Source organism: Streptomyces sp. NPDC056160 (genome assembly GCF_042268205.1).
Taxonomy (GTDB): domain Bacteria; phylum Actinomycetota; class Actinomycetes; order Streptomycetales; family Streptomycetaceae; genus Streptomyces.
Genome location: NZ_JBHJUW010000037.1, coordinates 16,426 through 41,544, shown reverse-complemented (window position 1 = coordinate 41,544; position 25,119 = coordinate 16,426). Strand labels below are relative to the sequence as shown.

The window sequence follows — 25,119 nt, the reverse complement described above, 5'->3', positions numbered from 1 at the left end:
GTGGGTGTCCGGCACCGTCGCCGCCCGGCAGGGCAGCGCTGGGCACCTGATGGAGACGTGATCGCCCCTTCCCAACGGCACACCCCCGTGCCACCGACCCACGACCCAGGACGAGGGGGCGCAGCATGGACGCATTCACCGCAGGACTTCTGCAGCGCATAAAGGCGACCGAGTCCGACCTGACGCGGGCTCGTGACGAGGGCGACGACTTCCTCGTCGAGGTGGAGCTGGCCGAACTCGACGACCTGCGCCGCCTCGCCGCCGAACACGGTGTGGAGGTCGGCGTGTCCGCCGTCTGATGAGCCTGCACGCGTGACGGGACCCCGGCGAATCCAGCGCCGGGGTCCCGTTTCGTGTCCGCGCGCCCACGGGGCGCCCTGCCCACGTGGGCGAGCGAGCCGTCAAACGCCGTCGTGCCAGGCGCCGAAGTCCTCCAGGAGGCCCTGGAGGGGCTGGAAGACGCCGGGGGTGGCGGCGATGGTCAGGTCGCGGGAGACACGCTCCTGGGGGCGGCCACCGGTCACCGCGCCCGCCTCCCGGGCGATCAGGTCTCCGGCCGCGTAGTCCCAGGGGTTCAGGCCGCGCTCGTAGTAGCCGTCGAGGCGGCCCGCGGCCACGTCGCACAGGTCGATCGCGGCCGAGCCGCCGCGGCGGATGTCGCGGACGAGCGGGATCAGCCGCCGGGCGACGTCGGCCTGGTGGGCGCGGACGTCGGTGACGTAGTTGAAGCCGGTGGAGACCAGGGCCTGGTCCAGGGGGGCGTCCGCGCGGCAGGCCAGCTTGCGCTCGCCGGCCCAGACGCCGGAGGCCCAGGCGCCCCGGCCGCGCACCGCGCGGAAGGTCTCCCCGCGCATCGGGGCGGCGACGACCCCCACCACGGTCTCGCCGTCCTGCTCGGCCGCGATGGAGACGGCCCAGGTGGGCAGCCCGTAGAGGTAGTTCACGGTGCCGTCGAGCGGGTCGACGACCCAGCGGATGCCACTGGTGCCCTCGGTGGCGGCGCCCTCCTCGCCGAGGAAGCCGTCGTCGGGCCGGCGGTCGGCGATCAGGCCGGTGATCAGCTTCTCGGCCGCGATGTCCATCTCGGTGACGACGTCGATCGGGCTGGACTTGGTGGCGGCCACCCCGAGGTCGGCCGGGCGGCCGTTCCTGAGCAGGTCGGAGGCGCGGGCGGCGGCCTGGAGGGCGATCTGGAGCAGTTCGGTGTGCAGGGCGTCGGTCACGGTCGTCCTCACGCGTAGGGGCTGTCGGCGCCCGCGGCGGCGGGGCGGGGTGCGCGGGCCGGGCAGCAGCCCACCGGGCACAGGTCGTGGCTCGCGCCGAGCGCGCCCAGGGCGCACGGCGTGACCCGCCGACCGCTCTCGGTGGCGGCGCGCTCCAGGACCAGGTCGCGCACGGCGGCGGCGAAGCGGGGGTCGGCGCCGACGGTGGCCGAGCGGCGCACCGGCAGACCCAGTTCCCCGGCCTTGGCCTTGGCCTCCGTGTCGAGGTCGTACAGCACCTCCATGTGGTCGGAGACGAAGCCGATGGGTGCCATGACGAGGGCGGGGGCCCCGGCCGCGTGCCGCTCTTCGAGGTGGTCGCAGATGTCGGGTTCCAGCCACGGGATGTGCGGGGCGCCGGAGCGCGACTGGTAGACGAGCTGCCAGGGGTGGTCGACGCCGGTGCGCTCGCGGACCGCGTCGGCGATCAGCCGGGCCACGTCCAGGTGCTCGCGGACGTACGCGCCGCCGTCGCCGTGCTCCTCGGCGGGGCCGGAGGTGTCGGCGGCCGAGGTGGGGATGGAGTGGGTGGTGAAGGCGATGTGGGCGCCGTCGCGGACGTCGCCGGGCAGGTCGGCGAGGGACTCGAGCACGCCGTCGATCATGGGCTCGACGAAGCCCGGGTGGTTGAAGTAGTGCCGCAGCTTGTCGATCCTCGGCACCTCCAGGCCCTCGGCTTCGATCGTCGCCAGCGCGTCGGCGAGGTTCTCCCGGTACTGGCGGCAGCCCGAGTAGGAGGCGTAGGCGCTGGTGGCCAGGACCAGGATGCGGCGGCGGCCGTCGCCGACCATGTCCCGCAGGGTGTCGGTCAGGTAGGGCGCCCAGTTGCGGTTGCCCCGGTAGACCGGCAGGTCGAGACCGTGTTCGGCGAAGTCCTTGCGCAGGGCGTCCAGCAGGGCGCGGTTCTGGGCGTTGATGGGGCTGACCCCCCCGAAGAGGAAGTAGTGCTGCCCGACTTCCTTCAGGCGTTCGGTGGGGATGCCGCGCCCGCGGGTCACGTTCTCCAGGAACGGGACGACGTCGTCCGGCCCCTCGGGGCCGCCGAAGGAGAGCAGGAGCAGGGCGTCGTACGGGGTGGCATCGAGCACGTCTGGCATGTCTCGATCCTGCCATCCGACGCCGACGGCCGGGATCGCGACCCGCATGAGCGGGTGCGCCGCGGGCCGGCGGGGCCGTAAGCTGTATCAGCTCCTTTCACGCCTTACCGGATACCCGGAGATCCTGTGCCCAGCCCGTACCGCGCCCTGTTCGCCGCTCCCGGCTCCAGGGGCTTCTCCGCCGCCGGGTTCCTCGGCCGGATGCCGCTGTCGATGATGGGCATCGGCGTGGTCACGATGATCTCCCAGCTGACCGGGCGCTACGGGCTCGCGGGCGCGCTGTCGGCCACCATCGCGCTGGCCGCCGCCGCGTTCGGGCCCCAGATATCCCGCCTGGTCGACCGGTACGGGCAGCGCCGGGTGCTGCGCCCGGCGACGCTCGTCTCGCTCACCGCGGCGGCCGGTCTGCTGCTGGCCGCCTGGTTCCGGTGGCCGGACTGGGTGCTGTTCGTGTGCGCGGCCGGGATCGGCTCGGTGCCCTCGCTGGGGGCTATGGTCCGCGCGCGCTGGGCGGCGCTGTACCGGGGCACCCCGCAGCTGCACACCGCGTACTCGTTCGAGTCGGTGGTGGACGAGGTCTGCTTCATCTTCGGGCCGATCGTCTCCATCGGGCTGTCGACGGCCTGGTTCCCGGAGGCGGGGCCGCTGCTGGCCGCGTGTTTCCTCGCCGTGGGCGTCTTCTGGCTGACGTCGCAGCATGCCACCGAGCCCGAACCGCACCCGCGCGAGCAGCACAGCGGCGGTTCGGCGCTGCGGGCGCGCGGCCTCCAGGTGCTGGTGGCCACCTTCGTGGCGACCGGGTCGATCTTCGGGGCGGTGGACGTGGTCACCGTGGCCTTCGCCGACGAGCGGGGCCACAAGGGCGCCGCCAGTGTCGTGCTCGCGCTGTACGCGGCGGGCTCGTGCACGGCGGGCGTGCTGTTCGGACTGCTGCGGCCCTCGGGAGCGCCCGCCCGCCGCTGGCTGCTGGGCGTATGCACGATGGCCGTGAGTATGATCCCCCTCCTACTGGTCGGAAACCTTCCGTTTCTGGCCGTGGCGCTGTTCGTTGCGGGCCTGTCCGTCGCTCCCACGATGATCACGACGATGGCCCTCGTCGAAGAGCACGTACCGCGCGCGCACCTGACCGAGGGCATGACCTGGGTGAGCACCGGGCTCGCGGTGGGGGTGGCGCTGGGGTCGTCGGTGGCCGGCTGGGTGATCGACTCCTCCGGCGCGCGCTCCGGGTACGGGGTCCCGGCGGTCGCCGGGGCCGTCGCGGTCGCGGTCGGTTTCCTCGGGTACCGCCGGCTCAGCAGGCCGGCTCCGGGTCGGGGAGGCACCGTTGGGCAGCACAGCGAGCGCGAAGAACGGCATATGGCGTAACTGGGGCGGGAACGTCCGCTCCCGTCCCGCGCGGGAGGTGACACCCGCGTCGGTGGAGGAGCTGGCCGCGGCCGTGCGCCGGGCCGCCGAGGACGGTCTGCCGGTGAAGGCGGTGGGCACCGGGCACTCCTTCACGTCCATCGCCGCCACGGACGGCCTCCTGGTCCGCCCGCAGTTGCTCACCGGCATCCGCGGCATCGACCGCGAGGCCATGACGGTCACGGTGGAGGCGGGCACTCCCCTCAAGCGCCTGAACACGGCGCTGGCGCGCGAGGGGCTCTCGCTCACCAACATGGGCGACATCATGGAGCAGACGGTGTCGGGGGCGACGAGCACCGGCACGCACGGCACGGGCCGCGAGTCGGCCTCCATCGCCGCTCAGATCAAGGCCCTGGAGCTGGTCACGGCGGACGGCTCGGTGCTCAGCTGCTCGGCGCAGGAGAACCCCGAGGTCTTCGCGGCGGCCCGGGTGGGCCTCGGCGCGCTCGGCATCATCACGGCGATCACGTTCGCGGTGGAACCGGTCTTCCTGCTGACCGCCCGCGAGGAACCGATGCCGCTGGACCGGGTGCTGACGGAGTTCGACCAGCTCTGGGCGGAGAACGAGCACTTCGAGTTCTACTGGTTCCCGCACACCGACAGCACCAACACCAAGCGCAACAACCGCAGCGCGGGCCCCGAGGCGCCGGTGGGACCGCTGGCCGGCTGGTTCGAGGACGAGTTCCTGTCCAACGGGATCTTCCAGGTGGCCAACTGGGTCGGCAGGGCGGCGCCCGCGGCCGTCCCGGCGATCGCCCGCGTCTCCAGCCGGGCGCTGTCCGCGCGGACGTACACCGACATCCCGTACAAGGTCTTCACCTCGCCGCGCCGGGTGCGCTTCGTGGAGATGGAGTACGCCGTCCCGCGGACGGCCCTGGCGGACACCCTGCGTGAGCTGAAGGCGATGGTCGACCGTTCCGGCCTGCGGGTGAGCTTCCCGGTGGAGGTGCGCACCGCGCCCGCCGACGACATCACCCTGTCCACCGCCTCGGGCCGGGACAGCGCCTACATCGCCGTCCACATGTTCCGGGGCACGCCCTACCAGCGGTACTTCACCGCCGCCGAGCGCATCTTCACCGCGCACGAGGGACGGCCGCACTGGGGGAAGATCCACACCAGGGACGCGGAGTACTTCGCGCGGGTGTATCCGCGGTTCGGCGAGTTCACTGCGCTGCGGGACCGGCTGGATCCTGAACGCCGTTTCCGGAACGACTACTTGCGGAGGGTGCTGGGGCAGTAGCCGAGGCACCCGGTTCGGGGGTGGCCGTTCCGCCGGTGCCCGGCGTGCCGTCCCCGCGCGGCCCCGCGGAGGACTGGCCTCCGGTTCCCGTGCCGCCGTCCGCGCTCCCGGCGCCCGCGCCGCCTGGGCTCCCCGTGCCCGCCGAGCCCGTGCCGGCGCCGGGGGTCGGTGTGGGGCTCCCCGCCGCGCCCCGGCCGGGGCCTCGGGAGGTGTCGCCCGGCGCGTGTCCGTCACCCGTTCCGGTGCCCGCGCCCGGGGAGGTCGACGTCTGCGGCGTGTCGCCGCCGGAGGGCGACGGCTTGCCGCGGTGACCGGTCACGGCGTCTCCGACCGTGGTGCCGCCCCGGCCGCTGAAGCTGCTGCCCGAGACCAGTTCGTAGGCGGTGATGCCGGCCATGGTGACCCCGAACACCAAGGCCGCCGCGATCACCGGCCGCTTCCAGCTCTTGACGCGGGCCCGGTAGACCGTGCCCTCGGAGAACTCGCCGGGGGCCGGGGCGCCGCGCCCGGCGGGCACCCCGGCGGGCGCACCGGCCGCCACCGGCCGGGTGGGGACGGTGACGGTGACGGTGCGGATCTGCTCGCCCGTGCGCCGGAAGAAGTGCTGGAAGACGGAGCCGCCGCAGGTGGCGACCACACTGACGACCCCGGCCCCGAGGATCGTGCCGTAGACGCCGAAGTACGAGGCGAGTTTCGCGGCCACCACCGCGGCCACGGCACTGCCCGCGACCTGGGGCACGCTCAGGTCGATCCGCCGCTTCCTCACTTCCTCCCCGGCACTCGCCCCGCCATCGCTCTCGGGCTTTTCGCGCATACCCGGACCTTGCCTGCCTCTCCCACACATGACCGACCTTCGGGATCTGATCGGCCGACTGCACGAGAAAGGGACGTACGGACGAAACCGTTAGTTCCGTTTCTGGTGATTACGTGAAGTACGCCACGTTCATGATCGATAAAACGGGTCAGGGGCGGCCAAGTCCTTCGCCTCGCCAGAAGTTGGGCGGCGCGCCGATCCACGCACGTGGTCCGAATGGAGTACTGTGGCGAGCCCTGGGTCCGGCCTCCCGCCGGGGTGTCCGAGACCTGCTGGACCGCCGGGAGGGGGCTGGTTGCACAGGGTGACGCAGTTGGTCACCGAGCGTGGTGAACAGGTAACCGTGCCATAACGGCGATCCAGGGCCCGTGCCCGACACGCCGGGCAACTCGGCAAGGTTGTGGCAGGCTGCACCCGGGCAGGCCACACTCGACTAGCGGAAGCAGCGACGCACGTGACGTCGGCAGGCACCACCCGGGAGGTCCCCATGCCCGAACTGCGTGTCGTGGCCGTCTCCAATGACGGCACACGGCTGGTGCTGAAGGCTGCGGACAGCACGGAGTACACGCTTCCCATCGACGAACGGCTCCGCGCCGCCGTGCGCGGCGACCGTCCCCGCCTCGGCCAGATCGAGATCGAGGTGGAGAGCCATCTCCGCCCCCGCGACATCCAGGCGCGGATAAGAGCAGGTGCGACCGCGGAAGAGGTGGCCCAGCTCGCCGGCATCCCCGTGGACCGCGTACGCCGCTTCGAGGGCCCCGTGCTCGCCGAGCGCGCCTTCATGGCCGAGCGGGCCCGCAAGACCCCGGTCCGGCGCCCCGGCGAGAACTCCGGACCGCTGCTCGGCGAGGCCGTCCAGGAACGGCTGCTGCTGCGCGGCGCAGAGAAGGACACCGTGCAGTGGGACTCCTGGCGCCGCGACGACGGCACCTGGGAGGTCCTGCTGGTCTACCTGGTCGCGGGCGAACCGCACTCGGCGAGCTGGACGTACGACCCGCCACGACGCCTGGTGCAGGCCGTCGACTCGGAGGCGCGCGCCCTGATCGGCGAGTCCGACGACCTCGGCGCCCCGGAACCCAGCTTCCCGTTCGTGCCGCGCATCGCCCGGCTGCCCCGCGACCGCCCCTTGGACCGGGATCGCGACCGGGATCGTCCCGCACTGCCCGCGCAGGCGCTCGAACCGGCCGAGGAGAGCGCGGGCGAGCGCGACTCCCTGACCAGCCTGCTGGAGGCGGTGCCGAGCTTCCGCGGCGACCTGGTGGTGCCCGAGCGCACTCCGGAGCCCGTGGAGGAGCCCGACCAGGAGGCGACGGTGGAGGAACCGCCGGCCCCCGCGGCGTCCGCCGGTGCCGGTTCCGCCTACGCGGACGTCCTCATGCCCCGCTCGGTCAGCAGCCACCGTGACCGCCTCGTCGGCGCGACCGACCGCCAGGCCGAGGCGGACGGCGTCCGGCCCGGCCGCCGGGCCGCCGTCCCGAGCTGGGACGAGATCGTCTTCGGCACCCGCCGCAAGAAGCAGGAGTAGCGGGCGACCGCGTACGGGAAGGAGGGCCGCGCGGACCGGCGCGGCCCTTCCCGTGCGCGCTGCCCGCGCCTACTGCGGGTCGGCTCCCACCGCCACCGGACGCGACGGGTCCGAGGACCACTCCGACCACGAGCCGACGTACAGGGCGGCCGGGATGCCCGCCACGGCCAGGGCCAGCACCTCGTGCGCGCCGGAGACGCCCGAGCCGCAGTACACGCCCACGTGCGTGTCGTCGGCCGCGCCCAGCGCACGGAACCGCTCCCGCAGCTCGGCCGCGGGCAGGAAACGACCGTCGGGGCCCACGTTCTCGGTCGTGGGTGCGGACACCGCGCCCGGGATGTGGCCGCCGACGCGGTCGATGGGCTCCACCTCACCGCGGTAGCGCTCCCCCGCGCGCGCGTCGAACAGCACTCCGGAGCGGGCCAACTCCCCCGCGCCGTCGGCGTCGAGCAGTTCCAGGGCGCCGGGCGACGGCGTGAAATCACCCGCGTCCGGCTCGCGCACCGTCGTCTCCAGCGGTCCGTCCCAGGCCGCCAGGCCCCCGTCGAGGACCCGTACGTCGGGGTGCCCGGTCCAGCGCAGCAGCCACCACGCGCGAGCCGCCGCCCAGCCCTGCCCGCCGTCGTAGACGACGACCGGCGCTCCGGAGCGGACCCCGGCGCGGCGCATCGCCGCACCGAACTGCTCGGTGCCGGGCAGCGGGTGCCGGCCGTTGAGGCCCGGTGCCGAGGCCAGCTCGCGGTCCAGATCGACGAAGACGGCGCCGGGGACGTGCCCCGACGCGTACGCGGCACGCCCGTCGAAGGGTGGCTCCCCGGCGGCCTTGGCCACGCTGAGCTGCCAGCGCACGTCGAGGACGACCGGCGGGTTCGGCCCGGCGAGGGCGGTCGCCAGTTCGGATGCGGAGATGATGGCGTTCATGGTCACCATCCTTGCGCACGGGGTGGCCGCGGCGTCCGGGTCCCGCTACTCTGCTCGGCCGGACAGGTCCGATCACGAGGCGTACGGGATCGGCCACATGCTGTGCAGTCGATCGACATCCGCCGGCAAGCGAGCCGAAACGGGCAGGACACCGCACAGGGGGCATCCTCCGGTCATCGACCGGGGTCCGGGGGAAGAGCGGAATCGACGCGGCCACCTCGATGGCCGAAGGAGAGAGTGACGATGACGCAGGCACCGGGGCCGACCGGACGCGACGGCCGGACACCCGCTCGGCACACGCCCGGCGCACCCTGCTGGGTGAGCCTGATGGTCCACGACATGACGGCGACACAGGCCTTCTACGGGCAGCTGTTCGGCTGGGAGTTCGAACCGGGACCGCCCCAGCTCGGCCCGTACGTGCGGGCACTGCTGGGCGGGCGGCACGTGGCGGGGATCGGCCGGCTGCCCGCGGACCGGCAGCTGCCCGTCGCGTGGACGCCGTATCTCGCCTCGGACGACGTGGATCTGACGGCGGAAACGGTACGGCTGTGCGGCGGCACGGTCGGGGTGGGGCCGCTCGACGCGGGCGCGGCCGGCCGGCTGGCCCTGGGCTGCGATCCCTCGGGGGCGGTCTTCGGCGTCTGGCAGGTGCCGGCCGAGCGCGGCACGAACGCCGGCGGGGTGCCCGGCACGCCCGTCTGGAACGAGCTGCGGACCTTCGAGACCGCGAACGTCGCCAAGTTCTACGGGACGCTGTTCGGTTACGAGGAGCGGCGGGCCGAGTCCGGCGGTGCCGGCGCGGACGGGGAGGCCGTCGACCAGGTCACCCTGTGCCTCGACGGCCGCCCGGTCGCGGGGATCCTCGGCGTGGGGCCCGCCCTGCGGCACGACGGGGGGTCCCACTGGACGACGTACTTCGCGGTCGACGACGTGGACGCGGCGCTGGAGCGCGTGATCGGGCTCGGTGGCCGTGTCCTCGCTCCGGCGCGGGAGACCGCCCACGGCCGGGCGGCCACGGTCGCGGACCCCGAGGGGGCCCGGTTCGCCCTGGTGCGGAGCGGACGCTGACGCGGCAGGTCCCAGCGGCGGTGAACGCGCTCGGCGCACCGGGACCGCAGGAACGCGGCGGGCCGTCGTCACCCTCTCGCGTGAGGCTCGGGCCGGGTTCGCCCGGCCGGCTCGGCGCGGCCGACGCCTCGGTGTCAGCGACGGGTGCCCGGCTCCACCGGGAGGACGTCCGGCGACAGTGCCGCCGCCCGGGCCGAGGCCGCCGTCATGCGGCGACGGTGGTGGCGGCGGCACAGTACCTCGTAACCGACCTCGTCCTCGGACTGGTCGACGTCGCCCACGACCACCTGGGCGCCCTCGACGACCATGACGCCGCCCACCGTGCGGGCGTTGTGCGTGGCGCGGGCGCCGCACCAGCACAGGGCCTCGACCTGGAGCACCTCGACCCGGTCGGCCAGTTCGACCAGGCGCTGGGAGCCGGGGAACAGCTTGGAGCGGAAGTCCGTCGTGATGCCGAACGCGTAGACGTCGATCTCCAGGTCGTCGACGACGCGGGCGAGCTGGTCGATCTGTCCCGGAGCGAGGAACTGCGCCTCGTCGGCGATCACGTAGTCGGCCCGGCCGCCCTGGGAGAGGTGGTCGACGAGGTAGGCGTACAGGTCGACGCCGTCCTCGACCTCCACCGCGTCCGTGACCAGGCCGAGCCGTGAGGAGAGTTTGCCCTCGCCCGCCCGGTCGTCGCGGGTGAAGATCATGCCGGCGAGGCCGCGCGCCGAGCGGTTGTGCTCGATCTGGAGAGCCAGTGTCGACTTCCCGCAGTCCATGGTTCCGGAGAAGAACACCAGCTCGGGCATGAGGGGGCGGGCACCTTTCGGCGAGGCGGGGCGGGCTGGGCAGGTGGGGAGAAGGGGGCCGGGCGGGGGCTTCAGGAGCGTACTTCGAGGAGTGGGACGAGCTGCTCGGCCGGGGTCATCGAGCCGTGGTTGCCGACCATGGAGGACTCCTTGGGCTCGCGCTCGGAGGCGATGAGCAGGACGTCGTCGCGGGCCGCCGCGACGACGTCGCCGATCCGCGCGTACACCCGCTCGTCGATGCGGGGACCGAACCAGCCGGCGTCGATCGCCTCGTCCCGCGAGGCCACCCAGAACTGCTCGCCCAGCACCTCGCGCCAGCAGGTCAGCACGGAGCCCGCGGCACCCGGCACCGCGTAGACGTGCCGGGCGCGGCCCTCGCCGCCGAGCAGGGCGACCCCGGCGCGCAGTTCCCAGTCCTCGTCGAAGTCGACGCGGTGCTCCTCGTCGAACGGGATGTCGACCATGCCGTGGTCGGCCGTGACGTAGAGGGCACTGCGCGGCGGAAGCTGCTCGGCCAGCCGCTGGACCAGCCGGTCGACGTACATCAACTGGCCCCGCCAGGCGTCGGAGTCCACGCCGAAGCGGTGGCCGGCGCCATCGAGTTCGGAATAGTACGTGTAGACGAGGGCGCGGTCGCCGGCGGCGAGCTGCTCGGCCGCGACGTCCATGCGGTCCTCGCCGGTCAGCCGCCCCAGGAAGGTGCCTCCGCTGAGCGCGACCTTGGTGAGCGGGGTGTTCTGGAAGGTCGGGGAGGAGACCTGCGCGGCGTGCACCCCGGCGCGGTGGGCCAGCTCGAAGACGGTGGGGTACGGCTGCCAGGGGCGCGGATCGGTGTACGGCTGCCAGCGCAGCTGGTTCATGAGTGCGCCGGTGGCCGGGTCGCGCACGGTGTAACCGGGCAGGCCGTGCGCGCCGGGGGGCAGGCCGGTGCCGACGGAGGCGAGGGAGGTCGCGGTGGTGGCCGGGTAGCCGGCGGTGAGCGGCCGGCCGGTGCCGCCGCGCGAGCTGCCGAGCAGGGAGGTCAGGAAGGGCGCCTCGTCAGGGTGCGCCCTCAGCTGCTCCCAGCCGAGGCCGTCGATCAGGAAGACGCAGGCGCGGTCGGCGGGGGCCAGCTCGGCGATCGCCGCGGTCGTCTCGGGAACGCCCATGCCCGCGGCCAGGGTGGGCAGCAGGTCGGCGAGCGACCCCGACCCGTACTCGGGGACGGGCGCGGACTCGACGGCCAGGGGCTCGGGGTGGTCCCAGGCGGTGGGCTGTGCCGACATCAGCGGGTGACGTCCGCGGTGGCCTCGGAGATGGCCTGGGCGAAGGCGAGGGCCTGGCGCACGGTCTCCGGGCCGTCCCCGGCCTCGCTGACGCGGAGGCTGAGGTCGTCGGCGGTCGAGTTGCCGGTGTAGCCGTGGTCCGCCTCGCAGTTCGGGTCGCCGCAGGCGGCGGGCTCCAGGTCGATGCGGGAGACGGCGCCCCAGCCGATGGTGAGGACGACCTCGCGGGGCAGGGTGCCCGGCGTGTACTGCTCCGGGTTGGCGACGACCCGGCTGACGACGACCGAGGAGATCCGGCCGAGCTTCACCGACTCCGTGGACGTGGTGGCGTACGGGGTCGGGGAGGTGCTGTCGGCCGCCTGCTCGTCGGTGTGGCTGACGATGAAGCGGTTGCCGGTGAGGACGAGCACCGTGACGTGGCGCCGTACCTCGTTCTGGTCGAAGGTGGTCTCCTGGTGGACCAGGTACGACCGGATGGGCTCGCCGCCCACGGCGGCCTCCACCGCCTCGGCCACGAGAGCCGGGTAGTAGCCGCTGCGTTCGATCGCCGTCCGCAGCCCCTGGGTCGTCGTACTGGTCTTGGCCATGCCGTCCATCCTACGGGGAGGCACTGACTGCGAGGCACCGGTCGGTGCGGGGGATGCGGTCAGTACGCCGGGAGGGTGCGCGGGCCGAGGTCGTCACGGACGGGCGGGGGCGCGAGGCGCACGCTCGCGCCGAGGACGTTCAGCCCGCGCGGGGAGACGACGACCGGCTCCAGGGTGACGGCGACGACCTCCGGGTGGTCGTCGACCAGCCGGGACACACGCAGCAGCAGTTCCTCGAGGGCGAGAGTGTCGACCGGGGCGGAGCCGCGCCAGCCGAACAGCAGGGGGGCCGTCCGGATGGAACGGATCATGGAGGTCGCCTCCCGGCCGGTCACCGGGACCAGTCGGTGCGCCATGTCGTCGAGCAGCTGGGAGGCGGCTCCGGCGAGCCCGAAGGAGAGCACCGCGCCGGCCGCCGGGTCGATGACGGACCGTACGACCGTGTCGACGCCCCTGGGCGCCATCGTCTGCACCACCGGCCGCACTTCCTGCGGGGTCCCGAACAGGTCCGTCAACTCCGCGTAGGCCCGGCGCAGTTGCTCCTCGCCGGCCAGGTCGAGGCGGACGCCTCCCAGGTCGGCGCGGTGGCGCAGGTGCGGGGCGGTGGCCTTCAGGGCTACCGGGTAGCCGAGGGTGCGGGCGGCTGCGGCGGCGTCGTCGGGGGTGGGCGCGGGTACGGCACGGCGGACGGGGATGCCGTAGCGGCCGAGCAGCGCGCAGGTCTCCTCCGTGCCGAGGGTGAGGCCCTGGTCGCGCGCGAGCAGGCCGCCGATGAGGTCGGCGGCGCCCTTCTCGTCGATGTCCTCGTACTCGGGCACCTTGCCCGGGTCGGCCGCCTCCCGCCGCCACTGCCCGTACCGGACGGCTTCGGCGAGCGCCCGCACGGCACGCTCGGCGGCCGGGTAGGCGGGGATGAGCCGGGGGCCGCCGGGCGGGGTGGGGGCGGAGACGGGGGCGGGGGTGGATCCGGGGACGGCTGGGGCAGGGGTGCGGCCGGGGGCGGCGGTGGCAGTGGCGGCCCGGCCGGGGACCTCGGTGGCGGGGGGCGATGCCGGGTACGGACCGGCGCCGGGGGACGAGACCGACGGGGAGCTGGGGGCGGCCGGTGAGCCGGCAGTGGCGGGTGATCCGGAAGCGGCTGGTGGGCCGGGCACGGCGGGTCGGCGGGGCACGGCGGGTGAGCCGGGAACGAGGGGCGAACCCGGAGCAGCGGGTGAGCCGGGAGCCGCTTGTGAGCCAGGAGCAGCGGGTGAGGCGGGAGCCGCTTGTGAGCCAGGGGCCGCCGGTGAACCGGGAGCCGTCGGTGAACCGGGAGCGGCTTGTGAGCCAGGAGCAGCGGGTGAGCCGGAAGCGGCCGGGGAGCCGGAAGCGGCCGGGGAGCCGGAGGCGGTCGGGGTGCCTGGAACGGCCGGGGAGCCGGGAACCAGGGGCGAACCCGGAGCCGTCGGCGTGGCGGGCTGGGGGCCCGTGCTGGCTGCCGCCGACAGGGCCTCCGCGAGGCCGCCCAGTTCGACGTGGACCACCAGCACCGGCTTGCCGGGGCTCGCTTCCGCGGCCGACCGCAGCGCCTCGGCCAGGGCGGCGTCCTCGGCGGCCCCCTCCCCGAGTGCGGGTATCGCGGTGACCACCACCGCGTCGCTCGTCTCGTCGGCGAGCGCCCGTGCCAGCGCCGTGCGGAAGTCCTCCGCCGACGCGGCCGTCGTGAGGTCCAGCGGCGGCTGCGGGCGCAGGCCCTCCGCCAGGCAGCGGTCGTAGGTGAGCACGCCCAGCGACTCGGAGTTGCCGAGGATCGCCACCCGGGGCCCGGCGGGCAGCGGCTGCCGGGCCAGCAGCAGTCCGGTGTCGACCAGCTCCGTGATGGTGTCGACCCGGATGACGCCGGCCTGCCGCAGCAGCGCGGACACCGTCGCGTGCGGCAGGCGTGTGGCCCGGACGGCGTGCCCCTGCGGGCCCGATCCGGCCCCCTGCACGACGACGAGCGGCTTCGCCGCCGCCGTGCGCCGGGCGAGGCGGGTGAACTTGCGCGGGTTGCCGATGGATTCCAGGTACATCAGTGCGACGTCGGTGTCCGGATCGTCGTACCAGTACTGGAGGACGTCGTTGCCCGAGACGTCCGCGCGGTTGCCGGCGGAGACGAACGTCGACACGCCCGTCACCCCGGTCACCCCGCCGCCGCGCCGGTGCAGCCGGGAGAGCAGGGCGATGCCGATGGCACCGGACTGGGCGAACATGCCGATCCGGCCGGGGCGGGGCATCGCGGGGGCGAGCGAGGCGTTCAGCCGGACCTGGGGCGAGGTGTTGACGACGCCGAAGGCGTTGGGCCCGACGATCCGCATGCCGTACGTGCGCGCCTGCCGTACCAGGGCGCGCTGGCGCTCCCGCCCCTCCGGGCCGCTCTCGGCGTACCCGGCGGAGATCACGACGAGTCCCTGCACGCCGTGCTCACCGCACTCGGTGACCACCTCGGGGACGTGTGCGGCCGGCACGGCGACCACGGCGAGGTCGACCGGCCCGTCGATCTCCCGGACCGAGCGGTGTGCGGGCACCCCGTCGATCTCCCCGCGCGCCTCGCCGAAGGCCCGGTTGACGGCGTACAGCCGGCCCGGGAAGCCGGCTTCGCGCATGTGGTCGAGGATGCTGCGGCCCACGCCCCCGCGGGTGCGGCCCACTCCGATGACGGCGACCGAGCCCGGCGTCAGCAGCCGCCGCACCGACCGCGCCTCCGCGCGCTGCTCCCGCGCGCGCTGCACGGCCAGCGAGCGGTCGGTGGGCTCGATGTCGAACTCCAGGCGTACGACGCCGTCCTCGAAGCTGCGCTTCTGGGTGAACCCGGCATCGGTGAACACCTTGATCATCTTGTTGTTGGCGGGCAGCACCTCGGCGGTGAAGCGGCGGATGCCGCGCTCGCGGGCGACGGCCGCGATGTGCTCCAGGAGGGCGGAGGCGACCCCGCGGCCCTGATGGGCGTCCTGCACCAGGAAGGCGACCTCGGCCTCGTCGGAGACGGGGGGCGCGGGCGCGGCGCGCCCTGCGGCAGGGGCGGTGGGGGGCGACGGGCGGTCGGAGGCGGCCGCTCCCGCCGTGCCGACGCGGTCGTAGCGTACGGTGGCGATGAACTCGCCGCCGATCGTGGCCGCGAGTCCCACCCGGTCCACGAAGTCGTGGTGCGTGAAGCGGTGGACGTCCTTCGCGGACAGTCGCGGGTACGGCGCGAAGAAGCGGTAGTACTTGGACTCGTCAGACACCTGTTCGTAGAAGCTGACCAGCCGGTCGGCGTCCTCGGCGGTGATCGGGCGGATCCGCGCGGTGCCGCCGTCGCGCAGCACCACGTCGGCCTCCCAGTGCGCGGGGTACTCCTGCCGGTCCGACGAGGTGTGCATGGGCCCCAGAGTACGGCTCGCGTCCGACAACGGCGCGAGGCAGTCTGTGGGGGACACGCGTGAAGACACGCCCGGGGCGGAGCCCCGCCGGACCGAGGCCGCGGTCCGGCGCCGCCGGGGCACCGGCTCCGGTGCCGTCCGGGACGAGCTTCACGTATGGGAAACTGGTCTAGACAACCTGAAACACTGAAGGGCAGCATCACATGGCTGAGCGCCGCGTCAACGTCGGCTGGGCCGAGGGCCTCCACGCCCGCCCCGCTTCCATCTTCGTCCGGGCCGCCACGGCCTCAGGGGTCCCCGTGACGATCGCCAAGGCCGACGGCAACCCCGTCAACGCGGCCTCCATGCTGGCCGTCCTCGGCCTCGGTGCGCAGGGCGGCGAGGAGATCGTCCTCGCCTCCGACGCCGAGGGCGCGGACGCCGCCCTTGACCGGCTGGCCAAGCTGGTCGCCGAGGGGCTCGAGGAGCTTCCCGAGACCGTCTGACCGGTCGCCGGTCGCGGCGGGGCGGCACATATCGCATACGGAAACCGCGTCGTCCCCGTCTTTCCGGGCGGCGCGGTTTCCGTACGGCCCCGGTGGCGGGAAATGCGGAGCGCATCGGGGACGCCTGAACCAATTCAAGGCAGCGTGAATACCGCCCCGGGCAACCCCTCAGGCGATTTCCTCTTTGTATACGGCAGTCGTGTTAATTCCGTCCGGCCGATGTGTTGAGGGGACGTTTCAGAGCCCTCACTCGGTGTGCGGCGGTCACCCGTTCGGCGTGCAGGGCGGCGAGCGCACGGGCGCGTCCGGTGTCGCCGCGTGCCACGGCGTCCGTGATCGCCCCGTGCTCGGCCCACGCCTCCACCGGGTCGGCCGGGTCCGGCACCCCGTACATCCAGGCGATCTTGTGCCGCAGCTGCGCCAGTACGGTGCTCAGCGCGGCGCTGCCGCAGGCCTGGGCCAGGGTCTCGTGGAACCAGGCGGCCAGGGACCGCAGCTCCTCGCCGCCGCCGCTCACCGCTCGCTCCTGCCCCAGCCTGACCAGGCCGCGCAGCACCTTCAGATGGGCCTCGGTGCGCCGCTGGGCGGCCCGTGCGGCACCCAGCGGCTCCAGCAGGAGGCGCATCTCCAGCAGGTCGGCGGCCTCCTGCTCGGTCGGCTCGGCGACGCAGGCGCCCGCGTGCCGCCGGGTCACGACGAAGCCCTCGGCCTCCAGGGTGCGCAGCGCCTCGCGCACGGGCACGCGCGAGACGCCGTAGCGGCGCGCGAGGACTTCCTCGGTGAGCCGGGTGCCGCGTTCGTGGACCCCGGCGACGATGTCGTCCCGGATCGCCGTGCACACCGCGTGCGCCGGAACGCGCATGACCGACCTCCGCATTGATCCCCGTGGAACTCCCGCGATGAACGCGTGTTCCGTGACTCTATGGCAACGCGCGGGAATTTCCGACGGCGTGACGGAATCCGGGGATATTTTTTGGACAGTACGGAAGCACGGAAGCACGGAAGCACGTAAGCACGGAAGTGCGGAAGTGCGGAAGTGCGGAAACAGGCGCCGGAATGCGGAGAGCCCCGGCCGGTGGGCCGGGGCTCTGCCTGACGGTCAGCGCTTCACGCCTTCGGGCGGGTGCCGCCTCAGACGTGCACGCCGTGCTTGCGGAGGTAGGCGATCGGGTCGACGTCCGAGCCGTAGTCCGGGGCGGTGCGCGCCTCGAAGTGGAGGTGCGGGCCGGTGGCGTTGCCGGTGGCGCCGGACAGGCCGATCTGCTGACCTGGCGTGACCTGCTGGCCCACCGAGACGCCGATGGACGACAGGTGACCGTACTGGGTGTACATGCCGTCGGCCATCCTGATCACGATCTGGTTGCCGTACGCCCCGCCCCAGCCGGTCTGCACGACGGTGCCGACGCCGACCGCGTGCACCTCGGTGCCGGCGGCGGCGTGGAAGTCGATGCCGGTGTGGGAGCCGGAGGACCACAGGGAGCCGCCGGTCTTGTAGCCGGTGGAGACGTAGGAGCCGGTGATCGGCGGCACGAAGGTGTTGAGGCGCCGGCGCTCGGCCTCGCGGGCGGCCCGCTCCTTGGCCTCGCGCGCCTTCCTCGCCTGCTCGGCGGCCCGCTTGCGCGCGGCCTCCTCGGCCTGCTTCTGCCGGGCCGCCTCCATCTGGGCGGTGGCCTGCGCGTCGACCCGTTCGGCCACGGTGTCGCCGAGGGTGACGACCGGGGTGAGCCCGGTGTCCGCCGGGGCGGGGGTCTCGGCGGCGAGCGCCGGGGAGGCGGCGAGGGTGCCGATGACACCGGTGGTGGTGAGGGCCGCTACGCCCGCCGCGCGGGCGGTGGTGCGCTGCATCCGGCTGGGGCGACGGTGCTTCCCGGTGGCGCGCGTGAACGCCATGTGGTGGCTGGTCCTTTCCTTCCCTCTCGCCTACCGGGTTAGCTGACGGGTTCGGAGCAGGAAGGTCTCCTACGGGCCCCGCGCGCGGCGCGCGGTGTCCGATTCACCCCAGGGACTGCGTGGGTCCCCGGCTCCCCTGGCTCGCGCCGTACGGGGACTCGGCGATGACTGTCCGGTGCCGCGGGTGCGGCGCACTGCCCGACGAACAGCCGGACCGACGCTAGACGGGGCCGCTTCCGCATCCCAAACGGATCCGGGTTTTTGTAGCGCAGCCCACAGGGCAGACTGGCGGTCTCTCCCGCAATCCGGACATCACGGGGCCCTGGTGACGCCTCGGTCACCAGGGCCTCCCGCGTACCTGACTCTCGGTCTTCTCCGGGGCTCCCGCGCAGCTGCCTCTCGGTCACCCCCGCGGCTCCCGGCGTTGGTTACTCGGCGGCGACGACGGTCACCGGGCCGGCGCCGACGGCTTCGACGGGCTCCCTGATCTGTGCCGCGTCACCGACGAGAACCGTCACCAGCCGGTCCACCGGGAACGCGCTGACGACCGCCGCGGTGGCCTCCACCGTGCCGGTCTCGGCGAGCTGCTGATAGAGCGTCGCCTGGTAGTCGTCCGGCAGGTGCTGCTCGACCTGGTCGGCCAGCGTGCTCGCCACGGCGGCGGCCGTCTCGTACTTGAGCGGCGCCACACCGACGAGGTTCTGCACGGCGACGTCCCGCTCGGCCTCGGTGAGCCCCTCGGCGGCGAGCTTGCGCAGCACCGTGAAGAGGTCGTCCAGGGCCGGGCCGGTGTTGGGCGTGTCGACCGAGCCGCTGATCGCGAGCATCGCCGCGCCCGTGCCGTCGGGCGCGGAGCGCAGCACCTGGCCGAACGAGCGCACCCCGTAGGTGTAGCCCTTCTCCTCGCGCAGGACGCGGTCCAGGCGGGAGGTGAGGGTGCCGCCCAGGCAGTAGGTGCCGAGCACCTGGGCGGGCCACACGCGGTCGTGCCGGTCGGGTCCGACGCGGCCGATGAGCAGCTGCGTCTGCACGGCGCCGGGCCGGTCCACGATCACCACACGGCCGGTGTCGTCGGCGGTGACCGGCGGCACGGGCCGCGGCTCGGCCGGCGAGCCGGTCCAGGCGCCCAGGGTCTCGCCGAGCAGTTCGCCGAGGTCGATGCCGGTGAGGTCGCCGACGACCACGGCGGTGGCGGTCGCGGGCCGCACGTGCCGGTCGTAGAAGGCGCGGACGGCGGACGCGTCGACGGCGCGGACGGTCTCCTCCGTGCCCTGGCGCGGCCGCGACATGCGCGTGCCGGCCGGGAACAGCTCCTTGGAGAGTTCCTTGGCGGCGCGGCGGGAGGGGTTGGCCAGCTCGTGCGGGATCTCGTCGAGCCGGTTGCGCACCAGCCGCTCGACCTCGGACTCGGCGAACGCGGGCGCCCTGAGCGCGTCGGAGAGCAGACCGAGCCCCTTGGCCAGGCGGGAGGCCGGGACCTCCAGGCTGAGCCGTACGCCGGGGTGGTCGGCGTGGGTGTCCAGGGTGGCGCCCGCGCGCTCCAGCTCGGCGGCGAACTCCTCGGCGGAGTGCTTGTCGGTGCCCTCGGAGAAGGCCCGCGCCATGATGGTGGCGACGCCGTCCAGGCCGGCCGGCTCGGCGTCCAGGGGCGCGTCGAGGAGCACCTCGACGGCGACGACCTGCTGGCCGGGTCGGTGGCAGCGCAGCACCGTCAGGCCGTTGTCCAGCGTGCCGCGCTCGGGGGCCGGGAACGCCCACGGCCGGGCCTCGCCCGCCTGGGGGCGGGGGTGGAAGTCCATGGTGGCCAGCTCGGTCACTTCGCCGTCTCCTCGGTGTCTTCGCCGGCCGCGGCGTCCGCGTCCGGTGCCTGCTCCTGTGCGTCGGGGGCGGTCGGCTCGTAGACGAGGACCGCGCGGTTGTCGGGGCGCAGACGGGCCTTGGCGACCTCCTGGACCTCCTCGGGCGTCACCTCCAGTACGCGCTGGACGGCGGTCAGGGCGAGCTGCGGGTCGCCGAACAGGACGGCGTAGCGGCACAGTTCGTCGGCGCGGCCCGCGACGGTGCCGAGCCGGTCCAGCCACTCGCGCTCCAGCTGGGCCTGGGCGCGCTCCATCTCCTCGGCGGTCGGGCCCTCCTCGGCGAAGCGGGCCAGCTCCTCGTCGATGGCGGTCTCGATGACCGGTACCTCGACGTCGCCGGAGGTCTTCACGTCGAGCCAGCCCAGGGAGGGCGCGCCAGCCAGCCGCAGCAGGCCGAACCCGGCCGCGACGGCGGTGCGGTCGCGGCGCACCAGGCGGTTGTACAGCCGGGAGGACTCGCCGCCGCCGAGGACGGTCAGGGCGAGGTCGGCCGCGTCGCACGCGCGCGTGCCGTCGTGCGGGAGCCGGTAGGCGGCCATCAGGGCGCGGGCCGGGACCTCCTCCTCGACGACCTCGCGCAGCTGCCCGCCGAGCACGTCGGGCAGCGAGCCGTCGCGGGGCTGGGGCTTGCCGTCGTGGGACTCGATGGAGCCGAAGTACTTCTCGATCCACGCGAGGGTCTGCTGCGGGTCGATGTCACCGACGACCGAGAGGACCGCGTTGTTCGGCGCGTAGTACGTCCGGAAGAACGCGCGCGCGTCCTCCAGGGTGGCCGCGTCCAGGTCCGCCATGGACCCGATCGGCGTGTGGTGGTACGGGTGGCCCTCCGGGTAGGCGAGGGCGGTCAGCCGCTCGAAGGCGGTCCCGTAGGGGACGTTGTCGTAGCGCTGGCGGCGCTCGTTCTTGACGACGTCGCGCTGGTTCTCCATCGACTCGTCGTCCAGGGCGGCGAGCAGGGAGCCCATGCGGTCGGCCTCCAGCCAGAGCGCCAGCTCCAGCTGGTGGGCGGGCATGGTCTCGAAGTAGTTGGTGCGTTCGAAGCTGGTGGTGCCGTTGAGCGAGCCGCCGGCGCCCTGCACCAGTTCGAAGTGACCGTTCCCCTTCACCTGGGCGGAGCCCTGGAACATCAGGTGCTCGAAAAGGTGAGCCAGACCGGTACGTCCCTTGACCTCGTGGCGGGAGCCGACGTCGTACCAGAGGCACACCGCCGCGACCGGGGTCAGGTGGTCCTCGGAGAGCACCACGCGCAGGCCGTTGGCCAGACGGTGCTCGGTCGCTGTCAGGCCGCCGGAGCCTGCCTCGGCTGTGGCCGTGTGACCCTTGGGCATGTACGTCCCTTCGATCGCGATGGCGGTCCGGGAACCGCCCTGTTCCTGCCGGTCCTGCCACCTTATGCAAGCGTGCGGACGCCTGGCGAAGTTCCCGGCGGGGGTACGCCCAGAGCGAGATGGAAGTGGGGGCGGGGCCGGGGGGCGGGGCCGGAGCGGAGCCGGGGGCGCGGACGGGGTCGGGAGCGGGAGCAGACGGCGCTGGGGGCACGCGGGCGGGGGCGTGCGGGTGGCAGGACGGCGCGCCCGGGCGGGGCCGCCGACGCGTGGGCGGCGGGCGGGACTTCGGCAGGAAGGTGCCGGGGCGGGCGGTTCGGGTGCGGGCTGTGCGCGGGCGGACCATGCGCGGGCGGGCTGTGGCCCGTTGCCGGGGTTCAGGCAGGGCTCCGGGAGCGTTCCGGTGGGGTCCCGGGAGCAATCCGGTGGGACTTGCGGAGCGATCCGGGGGGGTTTCCGGAGCAGTCCGGTGGGGTTTCCGGGCGGTCCGACGGGGTTTTTGGGGTGGTCCGGTGGGGCCTGCGGGACGGGGTCCGGTCCACGTTGTCAGTCCGGCGGTCCACAATGGTCGGCGTCAGATCCCGTCACACGCTTCAGCAAGGAGCCGGCAGCGATGGCCCGCCGCAGCACGAAGACCCCGCCGCCCGACGACCCGTACGAGGAGAAGATCCTCGACATCGACGTGGTCGACGAGATGCAGGGCTCCTTCCTCGAGTACGCGTACTCGGTCATCTACTCGCGCGCCCTGCCGGACGCCCGGGACGGACTGAAGCCGGTGCACCGCCGCATCGTCTACCAGATGAACGAGATGGGCCTGCGCCCGGAGCGCGGTTACGTGAAGTGCGCCCGTGTCGTCGGCGAGGTCATGGGCAAGCTCCACCCGCACGGCGACGCGTCGATCTACGACGCGCTGGTGCGGCTGGCCCAGTCCTTCTCGATGCGCGTCCCCCTGGTCGACGGCCACGGAAACTTCGGCTCCCTGGGCAACGACGACCCGCCCGCCGCCATGCGGTACACCGAGTGCCGCATGGCCGAGGCGACGAGCCTGATGACCGAGTCGATCGACGAGGACACGGTCGACTTCGCGCCCAACTACGACGGCCAGGAGCAGGAGCCGGTGGCCCTGCCCGCCGCCTTCCCGAACCTGCTGGTGAACGGCGCGTCGGGCATCGCCGTCGGCATGGCCACCAACATGCCCCCGCACAACCTCGGCGAGGTCATCGCGGCCGCCCGCCACCTGATCCGCCATCCGAACGCGGACCTGGACGCGCTGATGCGGCACGTCCCGGGCCCCGACCTGCCCACCGGCGGCCGGATCGTCGGCCTGTCCGGGATCCGGGATGCCTACGAGTCGGGCCGCGGCACGTTCAAGATCCGCGCCACGGTCTCGGTGGAGACCGTGACCGCCCGCCGCAAGGGCCTCGTCGTCACCGAGCTGCCGTTCACGGTCGGCCCGGAGAAGGTCATCGCCAAGATCAAGGATCTGGTCGGCGCGAAGAAGATCCAGGGCATCGCCGACGTCAAGGACCTCACCGACCGCGAGCACGGGCTGCGCCTGGTGATCGAGATCAAGAACGGCTTCGTGCCGGAAGCGGTCCTCGAACAGCTCTACAAACTGACGCCGATGGAGGAGTCCTTCGGCATCAACAACGTCGCCCTGGTCGACGGTCAGCCCCTCACGCTGGGCCTGAAGGAACTGCTGGAGGTCTACCTCGACCACCGCTTCAACGTCGTACGGCGCCGTAGCGAGTACCGGCGCGGCAAGCGACGCGACCGGCTGCACCTGGTCGAGGGCCTGCTCACGGCGCTGGTGGACATCGACGAGGTCATCCGGCTGATCCGCTCCAGCGAGAACTCCGCGCAGGCCAAGCAGCGCCTGATGGAGCGATTCTCGCTGAGCGAGGTCCAGACGCAGTACATCCTCGACACGCCGCTGCGCCGGCTGACCAAGTACGACCGCATCGAGCTGGAGGCCGAGAAGGACCGGCTCATCGCGGAGATCGAGGAGCTGACCCGGATCCTGGAGTCGGACGCGGAGCTGCGCAAGCTGGTCTCCAACGAACTGGCTTCGGTCGCCAAGAAGTTCGGCACCCCGCGGCGCACGGTCCTCCTGGAGGCGGGCGCCGTCCAGGTCGCCGCGGTGCCGCTGCAGGTGGCGGACGACCCGTGCCGGGTCCTGCTGTCCTCGACGGGTCTGCTGGCCCGTACGCCGAGCGCGGGGGCGTCCCCGCGGGACGCGGACGGCAAGCGGCACAAGCACGACGTGATCGTCTCGGCGGTCCCGGCCACGGCGCGCGGCGAGGTGGGCGTGGTCACGTCGGCCGGTCGCCTGCTGCGGGTGAACGTCGTCGACCTGCCGCAGTTGCCGGAGACGGAGGCGGCGCCCAACCTGTCCGGCGGCGCGCCGATCGCGGAGTTCATCTCCCTGGAGGACGACGAGACCGTGGTCTGCCTGACCACGCTGGACGAGTCGTCACCCGGACTCGCGATCGGCACGGAGCAGGGTGTCGTCAAGCGGGTGGTACCCGACTACCCCGCCAACAAGGAGGAGCTGGAGGTCATCACCCTCAAGGAGGGCGACCGGATCGTCGGCGCGATCGAGCTGCGCACGGGTGAGGAGGACCTGGTCTTCATCACGGACGACGCGCAGCTCCTGCGCTACCAGGCGTCCCAGGTCCGGCCGCAGGGCCGCCCGGCCGGCGGCATGGCGGGCATCAAGCTCGCCGACGGCGCCAAGGTCATCTCGTTCACGGCGGTGGACCCGGCCGTGGAGGCGGTGGTGTTCACGGTCGCGGGCTCGCGCGGGACGCTGGACGACTCGGTGCAGACGACGGCCAAGGTGACGCCGTTCGACCAGTACCCGCGCAAGGGCCGGGCCACCGGCGGGGTGCGCTGCCAGCGGTTCCTGAAGGGCGAGGACTGCCTGTCGTTCGCCTGGGCCGGCCCCACCCCGGCGCGGGCCGCGCAGAAGAACGGCACTCCGGCCGAACTGCCGGAGATGGACCCGCGCCGCGACGGCTCGGGCGTGTCGCTGCCGAAGACGGTGGCGGTGGTGGCCGGCCCCGTCTAGACGGGAAGGTCCTCGGCGGGTTCTTCCTCCCCGCCGGGGCCCTGGACGTAGCGCAGGACGCCCCACATGCCGTGCTCGTCGGCGTGCGGGGTGTCCTGCTCGCACGCCTGGAGTTCCTTGACGAGGCCGGGGACGTCCGTGCCGGAGCCGATGAGCACGAGCTGGGTCCGGTGCGGCTCGCCGGCCGGCCAGGGTTCGGGGTAGAAGCGCAGGAACCGGCCCACGGCGTGCACGGCGTAGCGGTTGCGCGGGTCGTACGGGCCGAAGCCGACGTACCCCTTGACGCGGTAGAGCCCCTCCGGCCTGCTGTCGAGGAACCGCATCAGGCGCCGGGGGTCCAGCGGCACGTCGGAGACGAAGGAGAGGCTGTCGTACCCGGCGTGCAGATGGCCGGCGTGGTCGTCGTCGTGGGCGTCCTCGCCGGGGAGGCCCAGGTCGTCGAAGGACAGCTGGCCGACGCGTTCCTCACTGGGACGGCAGTCGAACAGGAACTCGGGGTCCACACGGCCGTAGGAGGCGGGGACGACGGCGGCCCGGTCGACGAGGGACCGTACGGTCGCGAGCACCCGTTCGCCTCCGCCGGCCCGGTCGGTCTTGTTGACGACCACGAGGTCCGCGAGCGCGAGGTGCCGGTCGATCTCGGGGTGCCGCGCGCGGGTGCCGTCGAACTCGGCGGCGTCGACGACCTCGACGAGCCCGCCGTAGACGACACGGGGATTCTCGCTGGCCAGCACCATGCGGACCAGTTCCTGCGGCTCGGCCAGTCCGCTCGCCTCGATGACGATCACGTCGATGCCGACGCCGGGGCGCGTGAGCCTCTCGAGGTACTGGTCCAGCTCCCCCGCGTCGACGGCGCAGCACAGACAACCGTTGCCGAGGGACACGGTGGAGTCCCCGAGCGCACCCGCGACCGCCATCGCGTCGATCTCGATGGCCCCGAAGTCGTTGACGACGGCCCCGATACGGCTGCCACCGCTGTGGTGGAGGAGGTGGTTGAGCAGGGTGGTCTTCCCGGACCCGAGGAACCCGGCGAGCACGATGACGGGAATCTGGGGGCCGGGGCGCGGTGAAGGGGCGTCGCCCATGTCCATGTCCATGTCCGTGCCCGTCACCGTGTCCACGCCCGAGCCGGT

The 25,119-nt window shown here is 73.4% G+C and carries 20 protein-coding genes and 1 riboswitch; of the genes, 7 read left to right on the top strand and 13 right to left on the bottom strand.

The genetic code is table 11. The features are described from left to right. Window positions 1-125 precede the first annotated feature (125 nt). Complete coding sequence (locus tag ACFC02_RS16300) at window positions 126-299, top strand: hypothetical protein (RefSeq protein ID WP_360963605.1); 174 nt, start codon at window positions 126-128, stop codon at window positions 297-299. Window positions 300-401: 102 nt separating this feature from the next. Here ACFC02_RS16300 and ACFC02_RS16295 read toward each other — a convergent pair whose 3' ends face one another. Both ACFC02_RS16295 and ACFC02_RS16290 read right to left on the bottom strand, forming a co-directional pair. Continuing rightward, complete coding sequence (locus tag ACFC02_RS16295; protein WP_376357065.1) at window positions 402-1,223, bottom strand: inositol monophosphatase family protein; 822 nt, start codon at window positions 1,221-1,223, stop codon at window positions 402-404. 8 nt (window positions 1,224-1,231) lie between these two features. Then, a complete protein-coding gene (locus ACFC02_RS16290; RefSeq protein WP_376357026.1) occupies window positions 1,232-2,359 on the bottom strand; it encodes a ferrochelatase in 1,128 nt (375 codons plus the stop codon). 126 nt (window positions 2,360-2,485) lie between these two features. Here ACFC02_RS16290 and ACFC02_RS16285 point away from each other — a divergent pair, with 126 nt between their 5' ends. Together ACFC02_RS16285 and ACFC02_RS16280 are read left to right on the top strand one after the other, a co-directional pair. Next, the gene (locus tag ACFC02_RS16285; protein WP_376357024.1) at window positions 2,486-3,724 is read left to right on the top strand and encodes an MFS transporter; all 1,239 of its coding nucleotides are present in this window, start codon (window positions 2,486-2,488) and stop codon (window positions 3,722-3,724) included. Then, window positions 3,684-5,003, top strand: coding sequence for a D-arabinono-1,4-lactone oxidase (locus ACFC02_RS16280; RefSeq protein ID WP_376357022.1), 1,320 nt, complete (start codon window positions 3,684-3,686; stop codon window positions 5,001-5,003). The genes ACFC02_RS16285 and ACFC02_RS16280 overlap by 41 nt, the downstream gene beginning before the upstream one ends. On the opposite strand, the gene ACFC02_RS16275 is transcribed toward ACFC02_RS16280, so the two are convergent. Next, window positions 4,927-5,817: a hypothetical protein gene (locus tag ACFC02_RS16275; protein ID WP_376357020.1), complete on the bottom strand. Its 891-nt coding sequence runs from the start codon at window positions 5,815-5,817 to the stop codon at window positions 4,927-4,929. The two genes, ACFC02_RS16280 and ACFC02_RS16275, sit on opposite strands and share 77 nt — an antisense overlap. Window positions 5,818-6,304: 487 nt before the next feature. Between ACFC02_RS16275 and sepH the strand changes: the two genes are divergently transcribed. Further along, window positions 6,305-7,342: a septation protein SepH gene (sepH, locus tag ACFC02_RS16270; protein ID WP_376357018.1), complete on the top strand. Its 1,038-nt coding sequence runs from the start codon at window positions 6,305-6,307 to the stop codon at window positions 7,340-7,342. Window positions 7,343-7,411: 69 nt separating this feature from the next. Here sepH and ACFC02_RS16265 read toward each other — a convergent pair whose 3' ends face one another. After that, window positions 7,412-8,263, bottom strand: coding sequence for a sulfurtransferase (locus tag ACFC02_RS16265; RefSeq protein ID WP_376357016.1), 852 nt, complete (start codon window positions 8,261-8,263; stop codon window positions 7,412-7,414). A 243-nt stretch (window positions 8,264-8,506) separates the two neighbouring features. Between ACFC02_RS16265 and ACFC02_RS16260 the strand changes: the two genes are divergently transcribed. Beyond that, window positions 8,507-9,331 (top strand): VOC family protein, encoded by an 825-nt coding sequence (locus ACFC02_RS16260; RefSeq protein ID WP_376357014.1) that lies wholly within the window; start codon window positions 8,507-8,509, stop codon window positions 9,329-9,331. Window positions 9,332-9,465: 134 nt separating this feature from the next. Here ACFC02_RS16260 and ACFC02_RS16255 read toward each other — a convergent pair whose 3' ends face one another. From ACFC02_RS16255 to ACFC02_RS16240, 4 genes are all read right to left on the bottom strand, one after another. Continuing rightward, on the bottom strand, window positions 9,466-10,125 hold the full coding sequence (locus ACFC02_RS16255; protein ID WP_360963582.1) for a thymidine kinase: 660 nt from the start codon (window positions 10,123-10,125) through the stop codon (window positions 9,466-9,468). A gap of 71 nt (window positions 10,126-10,196) precedes the next feature. Further along, window positions 10,197-11,390: an alkaline phosphatase family protein gene (locus ACFC02_RS16250; protein WP_376357011.1), complete on the bottom strand. Its 1,194-nt coding sequence runs from the start codon at window positions 11,388-11,390 to the stop codon at window positions 10,197-10,199. Next, entirely contained in the window at window positions 11,390-11,986 is a 597-nt protein-coding gene (locus ACFC02_RS16245; protein WP_360964242.1) for a DUF5998 family protein, read from the bottom strand. Before ACFC02_RS16245 ends, ACFC02_RS16250 begins: the two co-directional genes overlap by 1 nt. A 50-nt stretch (window positions 11,987-12,036) precedes the next feature. Beyond that, window positions 12,037-15,357, bottom strand: a complete 3,321-nt coding sequence (locus tag ACFC02_RS16240) for a GNAT family N-acetyltransferase (RefSeq protein WP_376357009.1) — start codon at window positions 15,355-15,357, stop codon at window positions 12,037-12,039. A gap of 203 nt (window positions 15,358-15,560) precedes the next feature. Here ACFC02_RS16240 and ACFC02_RS16235 point away from each other — a divergent pair, with 203 nt between their 5' ends. Next, on the top strand, window positions 15,561-15,842 hold the full coding sequence (locus ACFC02_RS16235) for an HPr family phosphocarrier protein (RefSeq protein WP_003981826.1): 282 nt from the start codon (window positions 15,561-15,563) through the stop codon (window positions 15,840-15,842). Between the two features lie 202 nt (window positions 15,843-16,044). Here the strand turns inward: ACFC02_RS16235 and ACFC02_RS16230 are convergent, their stop codons facing one another. The 4 genes from ACFC02_RS16230 to ACFC02_RS16215 all read right to left on the bottom strand — a co-directional run bounded on the left by ACFC02_RS16230 (window position 16,045) and on the right by ACFC02_RS16215 (window position 20,919). Further along, window positions 16,045-16,704 carry a GntR family transcriptional regulator gene (locus ACFC02_RS16230; protein ID WP_376357006.1) on the bottom strand — a complete coding sequence of 220 codons (660 nt, stop codon included), beginning with the start codon at window positions 16,702-16,704 and terminating at the stop codon, window positions 16,045-16,047. 269 nt (window positions 16,705-16,973) lie between these two features. Then, window positions 16,974-17,732: a peptidoglycan DD-metalloendopeptidase family protein gene (locus ACFC02_RS16225; RefSeq protein ID WP_376357004.1), complete on the bottom strand. Its 759-nt coding sequence runs from the start codon at window positions 17,730-17,732 to the stop codon at window positions 16,974-16,976. 12 nt (window positions 17,733-17,744) lie between these two features. Beyond that, window positions 17,745-17,906: riboswitch (cyclic di-AMP (ydaO/yuaA leader) on the bottom strand. A gap of 254 nt (window positions 17,907-18,160) precedes the next feature. Next, entirely contained in the window at window positions 18,161-19,549 is a 1,389-nt protein-coding gene (locus ACFC02_RS16220; protein ID WP_360963567.1) for a pitrilysin family protein, read from the bottom strand. Continuing rightward, on the bottom strand, window positions 19,546-20,919 hold the full coding sequence (locus ACFC02_RS16215; RefSeq protein WP_360963564.1) for a pitrilysin family protein: 1,374 nt from the start codon (window positions 20,917-20,919) through the stop codon (window positions 19,546-19,548). Before ACFC02_RS16215 ends, ACFC02_RS16220 begins: the two co-directional genes overlap by 4 nt. A gap of 610 nt (window positions 20,920-21,529) precedes the next feature. Between ACFC02_RS16215 and ACFC02_RS16210 the strand changes: the two genes are divergently transcribed. Beyond that, a complete protein-coding gene (locus ACFC02_RS16210) occupies window positions 21,530-23,986 on the top strand; it encodes a DNA topoisomerase (ATP-hydrolyzing) subunit A (RefSeq protein ID WP_376357001.1) in 2,457 nt (818 codons plus the stop codon). Here the strand turns inward: ACFC02_RS16210 and ACFC02_RS16205 are convergent. Further along, complete coding sequence (locus ACFC02_RS16205) at window positions 23,983-25,071, bottom strand: CobW family GTP-binding protein (protein ID WP_376357063.1); 1,089 nt, start codon at window positions 25,069-25,071, stop codon at window positions 23,983-23,985. The genes ACFC02_RS16210 and ACFC02_RS16205 overlap by 4 nt on opposite strands. Window positions 25,072-25,119 lie beyond the last annotated feature (48 nt).

Coding starts and splice junctions, on each gene's coding strand:
- ACFC02_RS16215 (WP_360963564.1), bottom strand. CDS start 20,919: ATGCCCAAGGGTCACACGGCCACAGCCGAGGCAGGCTCCGGCGGCCTG.
- ACFC02_RS16235 (WP_003981826.1), top strand. CDS start 15,561: ATGGCTGAGCGCCGCGTCAACGTCGGCTGGGCCGAGGGCCTCCACGCC.
- ACFC02_RS16265 (WP_376357016.1), bottom strand. CDS start 8,263: ATGAACGCCATCATCTCCGCATCCGAACTGGCGACCGCCCTCGCCGGG.
- ACFC02_RS16230 (WP_376357006.1), bottom strand. CDS start 16,704: ATGCGCGTTCCGGCGCACGCGGTGTGCACGGCGATCCGGGACGACATC.
- ACFC02_RS16255 (WP_360963582.1), bottom strand. CDS start 10,125: ATGCCCGAGCTGGTGTTCTTCTCCGGAACCATGGACTGCGGGAAGTCG.
- ACFC02_RS16225 (WP_376357004.1), bottom strand. CDS start 17,732: ATGGCGTTCACGCGCGCCACCGGGAAGCACCGTCGCCCCAGCCGGATG.
- ACFC02_RS16245 (WP_360964242.1), bottom strand. CDS start 11,986: ATGGACGGCATGGCCAAGACCAGTACGACGACCCAGGGGCTGCGGACG.
- ACFC02_RS16205 (WP_376357063.1), bottom strand. CDS start 25,071: ATGGGCGACGCCCCTTCACCGCGCCCCGGCCCCCAGATTCCCGTCATC.
- ACFC02_RS16300 (WP_360963605.1), top strand. CDS start 126: ATGGACGCATTCACCGCAGGACTTCTGCAGCGCATAAAGGCGACCGAG.
- ACFC02_RS16240 (WP_376357009.1), bottom strand. CDS start 15,357: ATGCACACCTCGTCGGACCGGCAGGAGTACCCCGCGCACTGGGAGGCC.
- ACFC02_RS16210 (WP_376357001.1), top strand. CDS start 21,530: ATGGCCCGCCGCAGCACGAAGACCCCGCCGCCCGACGACCCGTACGAG.
- sepH (WP_376357018.1), top strand. CDS start 6,305: ATGCCCGAACTGCGTGTCGTGGCCGTCTCCAATGACGGCACACGGCTG.
- ACFC02_RS16260 (WP_376357014.1), top strand. CDS start 8,507: ATGACGCAGGCACCGGGGCCGACCGGACGCGACGGCCGGACACCCGCT.
- ACFC02_RS16275 (WP_376357020.1), bottom strand. CDS start 5,817: ATGCGCGAAAAGCCCGAGAGCGATGGCGGGGCGAGTGCCGGGGAGGAA.
- ACFC02_RS16290 (WP_376357026.1), bottom strand. CDS start 2,359: ATGCCAGACGTGCTCGATGCCACCCCGTACGACGCCCTGCTCCTGCTC.
- ACFC02_RS16250 (WP_376357011.1), bottom strand. CDS start 11,390: ATGTCGGCACAGCCCACCGCCTGGGACCACCCCGAGCCCCTGGCCGTC.